Genomic DNA, 7,367 nt, shown 5'->3' on the forward strand with positions numbered 1-7,367 from the left:
AGGATGCGTCGCATCCTTAAAACTTTAACCTTTAGCGATCGCCTAATTTATGAAAAATACAGCTCATACAGTTACTTTTATGTTACATTATCAATATTTATGTAATATGTAAAGATGCCAGCGCTCATTGCTATATTTTTGATAAATTGCTAATTATTACTTGAGTTTATCAATAATTTTAATTAGAGTTTTTCCAGGCTTTAAATAATCTTTAAGAGTATCTAAATAAGTGACAAGGATTTGTAAGATAACACAACATATCGACAGTCTTTGCCCAGACGACTATACTTATCCGCACTATTGGCAGTCGATAAATTTTCGGATTATCATAGAGAAAAAAGAAACTTGAATTCATCAAACTAGGTAAGGTGGATAAAAATCACAAAACTTACTATTAGTTATGAATAATATCAAATCCGTTTAATCGCGCGATAAAAAACTTTCCTATCCTCTTCCTTCTTCTTACCTTCTGTACGTCGTCAATCCGACGGCTTCCCCGACCTAAGGACTTACTCCTCCGTCGTTATTTATCAGTATTCAACCGGACATGATATAACTTAATATTTGCTAATTGTACTATACTTTTTCCTTATTCTTTAATTAATTATGTGGACGATCGGTCAAAATAAAACTCATAAACAGAAAAACTGTATAGGCAAAATAATCTCGCAAAAAATCATTCAAATTACAAGCATATTACTATTATTTTGCTTATCATTTCTACTGGTTATATTTATCATTCCTACAACTAGAGCTTCAACAACTAATATTTCAGCAAACCCACAACAAATTATTAGTGCCACAGAAATAGATGATTCTTATGAAAAATTAATTGATGGTTCTGAGAAACTAGAAGGGATGTTTACAATTTATAGAGATGAAGAAACAGGTAAAACATTAATGGAAGTTAAACCAGAGCAACTTAATAAAAACTTCCTTTCTATAATTACTTTAGAATCAGGTATTGGTGAGGCAGGTTTAATTAGTGGCTTACCAATGGGTGACTTTATCTTTCAGTTACAGAAACGTCAAAACCGAATTCAATTTGTGCTGCCAAATCTCAATTTCAGGACTAATGAATTAGACCCTCAAGCTCGTTCAGTTAAACGTTCTTTTAGTGATTCAGTTTTATATTCTCTGCCTATTGAAGCAACTCATCCTCAAAGAAAAACATTGTTGATTGACTTAGATGATTTATTAATAGGAGAAATTAATTTACCATCATTAGAAAAAAATTTGCCTGATGACTACTCAATAGACCGAACAAAGTCTTATATTAGTGATGCTAAAGCATTTCCTTTAAACATAGAAATGGAGTCAGTTTATGGCATCTTAAATGAAGATAATACAGAATATTTAGCATCTGTGCCAGATAGCCGTGCTTTTAACCTCAAAGTTCGCTACAGTTTCTCAGAATTACCAATAAATAATGGTTATATTCCTCGATTAGCGGATGAAAGGGTAGGTTATTTTATTAGCGCTTATAAAAATATTTCTGACAATAATAGTCGTGAACCCTTTGTTCGTTATATTAATAGATGGCATCTGGAAAAACAAATTCCTAGCGCACCTTTATCTCCACCCCTAGAACCGATAACTTTCTGGATAGAAAATACAGTCCCAATCGAATATCGCAATGCCATTAGAGAAGGAATTTTAATGTGGAATAAAGCTTTTGAAAAAGCGGGATTTATTAATGCTATTCAAGCCAAACAAATGCCTGATGATGCTACTTGGGACCCGGCTGATATTCGTTACAATACAATTCGTTGGTCTACTACTTTTGACTCTTGGTTTAAAGGACTAGGCCCTTCCCGTGTAAATCCATTAACAGGGCAAATTTTAGATGCAGATATTATTCTAGATGCAGGAATTATTAGGGGTATTAAATATGGCGAAATAGGCGGCCTAATTTTACAAAATCAATCTCTGGCTGAAGCTTTTCAAACCAAGGATGGAAAAAGTTACAATCCCTGTGTATTAGATATGTATTCTCGCTATTTAGGAAATTTAGAAAGTGATACAAAAGATAATATTTCAAACAATAGCATAGAATCTATTATTCCTAAATCTCTACAAGCAAAATATCAATCTTCTCGGAAGTCGTTATCATCACATTCTCACTCATCAGAACATCTTTGTTTTGGTTGGGAGTCATCTCAACAGTTAGCAGTAGGAGCGATGGCAATGGATGTTTTGCAAAATATCAGACCTAACAGTACAGAAATGGAGAAATATGTCAATCAGTTTTTAAAATATCTTACTGCTCACGAAGTCGGACATACTCTTGGTCTCGGACATAACTTCCACGGTAGCACTATGTTGGAACCAGAACAGTTGAATGATACTAGCATTACTCACACAAAAGGGTTAGTAGCATCTATAATGGATTATGTACCAGTCAACCTAGCTCCACAGGGAACAACACAAGGAGACTACTTTCCAGTTATAGTTGGTCCTTATGATGAGTGGGCGATTGAATATGGTTACAAACCCAGTGGAATAGCTAGTTATATTGGTGAAAAAACATTTTTACAAGAAATTGCAAGCCTAGCAGTACAACCAGAACTATCTTATGCCGCTCATGAAGATGCTAATGATATTGATCCTGCAGCAAATACATTTGACCTCAGTAGCAATACATTAATTTATTCTCAGTGGCAACTAGATAACGCCCGGAAGATTTGGAAAAATTTAGAAAAGCGTGTTCCCAGAAGTGATGAAAGTTATAGCGATATCAGAGTAATGTTTGATACGGTCTTGTCTTATTATTTCTGGCAAATATATGATGCTGCTTTGTACATAGGGGGTCAGTCGTTTAACCGAGAGAGTATCAAAAACGTTAATGGTCGTTTGCCATTTGAACCAATACCTGTAGATATACAACGCCAAGCATTAGAAGTACTAGATAAATATGTTTTTAGTGAGGATGCGTTTCAGTTCTCACCAGATTTGCTGAACAAGTTGGCACCGTCACGTTGGCGACATTGGGGAAGCTATGGTTGGTTGTTTCCTATAGACTATTCTATTCAAGATCGTATCTTATGGCGGCAACGAATAGTTTTACGATCGCTCCTTTCTGATATTCGTTTGACTCGTCTACGAGATTTGGAGTTGAAAACAACTCCAGATAATGCTTTGAAATTACCGGAACTTTTTGATACTCTGCAAAATAGTATCTGGACCGAAGTTTTAGAGTCTAGTGGTGGAGAAGTTAAGATTTCTAGTATGCGTCGCTCCCTGCAACGGGAACATTTAAATCTGCTAATTTCAATGGTATTGCGTAATCGTACTGTGCCTGAAGATGCTAGAAGTTTAGCTTGGTATAAACTGCGACAACTCAATGAAGATTTGGAGAAGCTAATTAAAAAGCGGGGTAAGAAAATGAATCTCTATATAATAGCACATTTGGAGGAAACACGCGATCGAATTGTGAAAACTTTGAATGCACAATTACAGTCTAATTAGTAGGTGGCAACACATATGGTAGGGTATAGTAATAGTTAGGGTCAACTAGAATCTTAGCCAATTTTTAAGATTTTATAGCCTCTTGCAATGGCATAATTTTTTTAACCGTTCAGCTTGTCTATCTAGAATTATCTTTGTTTTGTGCACTGGAAACTCTTGCATAAATGCAAGCTATCACATCTGGTTTAGAATTGTAGTCATCCGTGATGATAATTGTACGAGAAGGCAATTGATAACCTGTTAAATTCCCTTGTTTCCACCACCTCCAGACTGTTAATAACTTATTCCTACTTTTTTCACATAGTCTGAGAGTTTCATGTCTATAGATTAACATGAATGACTATATTTGTGTTAAAATTTTGCAATACCAAATCCACGCAAAGGTAGTTATATCATGTTCCCCCTCTGAGGGAGCTACGAATTGCGGACGGGTCAGTTATAAATAAAATTTAAGGACTGACAGTACCGAAAGTACCAAAGAAATACTGAAATTATAAATACCCCCAATACCAATATTTCCTCTTTTTCTCCTTTCTTCCCTCCTGAGGAGGTGACTTCCCCTCCTGGGAGGGGGAGGGGCGAGGGGTGGGTAGACTCCTGAGGACTCACAACAGTTATTTATAAGTATTCAACCGTTAGCGTAGCTCCCCCTCCGGGGGAGCATGATATTATATCAAATCCGGTTAATTGCACATAAAAAAATTCTCCAATCGTCATAAGTAGGCCCATCTTTGTAATCCTCTCTCCTCCTGACTCCTGACTCCTGACTCCTGACTCCTCCTGAGTTAACCATTCTATAACTGTTTAACCGGACTTGATATTACATCTCTCTTTGTCGATTGGATATAGCAAGGTCTCCTCGCCATTCCACCCTTCGGGAAGCTCCCCTAACAACCGCTTAATCTATATTTTTGGCCTTAAGTATAAAATTTGATCGCTCGCAGATATTGTAAATATTGAATCTTTTTTTTTCTTTTTTTTTATGCTTCTCTTCTTCTACTCCTGCGTACAATGTAGCAATATTTTATGAAATTGGGATAATATCATGTCCCTTTAATAGCGCGATAGAACTCCGTTGGATGCTCCGTGTTAGATGTCGCAGTTTGCGATTCGCATTCGGTGACCAAGAGCGTTAACGGAAAGCAGTAGCATGACCTTAGCGCAGCTCCGACCAAGGAGATAGGATGCGTTGTGCGCCAGCTAAACAAAAACTTTCTTCTCCTCTTCCTTGTTTTTTCCTCCTGATATAGAATCCGGTTATACAGTAATTGCAAAATTACTTTCTCTTAATACAGATGTTCTACTGAATACAAATTTAAAAATTCATGCTATTTCAATCTTTTCTTTCTCCTGACTCCTGACTCCTGAGGACTGACTCCTAGAGCGATACGATAACTAATTACCCGGATTCTATATGACTCCTCCCTATGGTTTCTCAGAAGCAATGATAATTACAGTGGTTTACAGCGCTTTTCAGATTGGTGAACTACATATTCAAAACAATAATACTTGTAGGGACGTTCCATGGAACGTCCCTACTATGGTCGATTCAAATGAAAACTGCTGTAATCAGACATGATATCAATCTATCTATGTCCTCAGCAATTCTTTCTTTACTATAAGTAAAAAATATTAAATAATTGTAAAAATTATAAAAATAATATAAAAGACGCGATCTAAACTGCATTTATCAAAATTTTACTTTAGTAAAGCGACAAATAAAATCACGGGAATCCATAATTACATATAAAAATGACTAGATAAATGTATATCATAATTTTTACAAAAATATATAAAGATAGAAATTAATAGATTAAGTAGGTAAACACGAAAAAAAACAAAGTATGTAACAAAAATTAAAGTAGCTCAGAAGCCTCTTTCCTTCGGCTTTCTGCTCTCTGCCTACTGCCTTTCTCTAACGAAAAATTTTAACGTTTACCTACTTATATTAAAGTTGATTGACAAATGTGCCATGATGTACGATGTAAATTACAGGGTAGCATAAATATTTGTTGTGCAGTTAGTATTAGGGCTAAGGAAAAATAAGGATGCAGCCAATTCGACAAGGTGATGTAATATTACAATCAGTTAAGCTAGCTTTAGGTAAAAAACTATCTCACCTGACTTTAGCAGAAGGAGAGGTCACTGGACACTCTCATAGGATTACTCGTGGAGATGCAGAGCTACGCGAAAAAGATGGCACTCTGTACCTGAAAGTTTTGTCAGAAAAAGTAACTTTAACCCACGAAGAACATAAAGCCATCGAGATTCCTCAAGGAAATTGGATGGTACGCATTCAGCGAGAATATGAACCTCTTGGGTGGCGCTATGTGGCAGACTAAAATTGAAAACCTCACAGCAGAACAAAAAACATTAATACCAATGTATCAGGAAAAGTGGCACAAGAATATGGTGTCAACTGACCCGATAGATAGGCAAAGGGCAACAAATGCAGTGAAAGCAGCTTATTCTGCTATGGGAAAACGAGAGCCAGAGATTCTATTTATCAGTAGTCCAGATGCGATGAAAGAGATAGTAGGATCGCGTTCGCCCCAACGTTTAGTGCAAATGTTGGGCACTCCCTTACTAACTTCCTTACAAGTTCAACTCTCAGAAGAAATAGAAAGCCAAATTGATGAACAACTCTGGCTGAAACTGGAAAATGATTTGCCCAATGAAGAATTACTACAGCTAATGTTTATCTGGCAAGATACCTTAGCTGAACACGCAGAATTATTAGAGGAGCTGTGGGTACAATGGCAAGGTGGCATTATTAGGCAAATCTGGGAACAGCAGCAAAAACAGTTGCGACAACAACTAATAGAGTTTCCTGGAGGAAATCCTTTAATTCGATTCGGAGATTTAATTTGGCAACAAGTTGGACAACCCCTATCACAACATATAGAAGTGAATATATGGGAGCATCTGTCTAGTCAACCCCTGATACGAGAGTGGGAGGAACAGATTAAGCAACCCCTGCAACAAATAGGCGATGCAATCGGGTTAGTCTCAAATATTAGCCAAAATTTGATGGCAAGTTCCATTGAAATGATCGATTTCTGTATCTCTGTACTTGAGTGTAGTTGCAACCAAAAAAAATGGCAGGCACTTCAAGAGTTGGTCAAAGAATGCGGGTTTGTGTTACAATTAGAGAATATCTGTTTGGTATGTGACCGCCCAATTAAGCTATCTCTGGACGAACAAAACCGTTTTCATGCTGAAGGGGGATCGGCAATTAGATTTATTGATGGTTATCGGATCTATGCTTATCATGGGGTAAAGCTGCCAGAAAAATATGGATTATTATATCCCGAACGATGGCAAGTACGGTGGTTACTGGAAGAAGAAAATGCCGAACTACGACGAGTATTAATTCAGGGAATAGGTTACAGTAGAATTTGTCAGGAATTGCAAGCAGTAGAATTAGATAGTTGGCGAGAGTATACTCTGTTGAGAATAGATAATTATATTGATGTTGAACCAATTTATCTATTAAAAATGATTTGCCCTAGTACAAATTATATTCATGCCACAAGAGTGCCTCCAGATATTAGTAAAGCGAGGGAGGCTATTGCTTGGGTAAACTGGGGGGTTGATCCAGAAGAATTTATGGTGGAAACTTAATAGATGTAGATTTGATTTTTCCTAGGTACTAACTAAGGAGTCAGGAGTCAACCCACCCCTAACCCCTCCCAGGAGGGGGAGTCAGGAGTCAGGAGGAAAAAACAAGGAACAGAAGAAGAAAGTTTTTAATCGCGCTATTAAGCGGACATATAGCAATGAGCGCTGGCATCTTTACATATTACATAAATATTGATAATGTAACATAAAAGTAACTGTATGAGCTGTATTTTTCATAAATTAGGCGATCGCTAAAGGTTAAAGTTTTAAGGATGCGT

Annotated in this window: 3 protein-coding genes; all 3 read left to right on the forward strand. The window is 36.7% G+C overall.

Annotated features, from left to right (window positions below; translation table 11 throughout):
* Nucleotides 1–606 precede the first annotated feature (606 nt).
* The 3 genes from F6K27_RS07700 to F6K27_RS07710 all read left to right on the forward strand — a co-directional run bounded on the left by F6K27_RS07700 (nucleotide 607) and on the right by F6K27_RS07710 (nucleotide 7,092).
* On the forward strand, nucleotides 607–3,468 hold the full coding sequence (locus F6K27_RS07700; protein ID WP_287273644.1) for a zinc-dependent metalloprotease: 2,862 nt from the start codon (nucleotides 607–609) through the stop codon (nucleotides 3,466–3,468).
* Nucleotides 3,469–5,516: 2,048 nt separating this feature from the next.
* Nucleotides 5,517–5,810 (forward strand): hypothetical protein, encoded by a 294-nt coding sequence (locus F6K27_RS07705; RefSeq protein ID WP_124144256.1) that lies wholly within the window; start codon nucleotides 5,517–5,519, stop codon nucleotides 5,808–5,810.
* Nucleotides 5,797–7,092 (forward strand): DUF6745 domain-containing protein, encoded by a 1,296-nt coding sequence (locus F6K27_RS07710; RefSeq protein WP_124144255.1) that lies wholly within the window; start codon nucleotides 5,797–5,799, stop codon nucleotides 7,090–7,092. Before F6K27_RS07705 ends, F6K27_RS07710 begins: the two co-directional genes overlap by 14 nt.
* Nucleotides 7,093–7,367 lie beyond the last annotated feature (275 nt).

The organism is Okeania sp. SIO2F5 (genome assembly GCF_010692685.1).
Lineage (GTDB): Bacteria > Cyanobacteriota > Cyanobacteriia > Cyanobacteriales > Microcoleaceae > Okeania > Okeania hirsuta.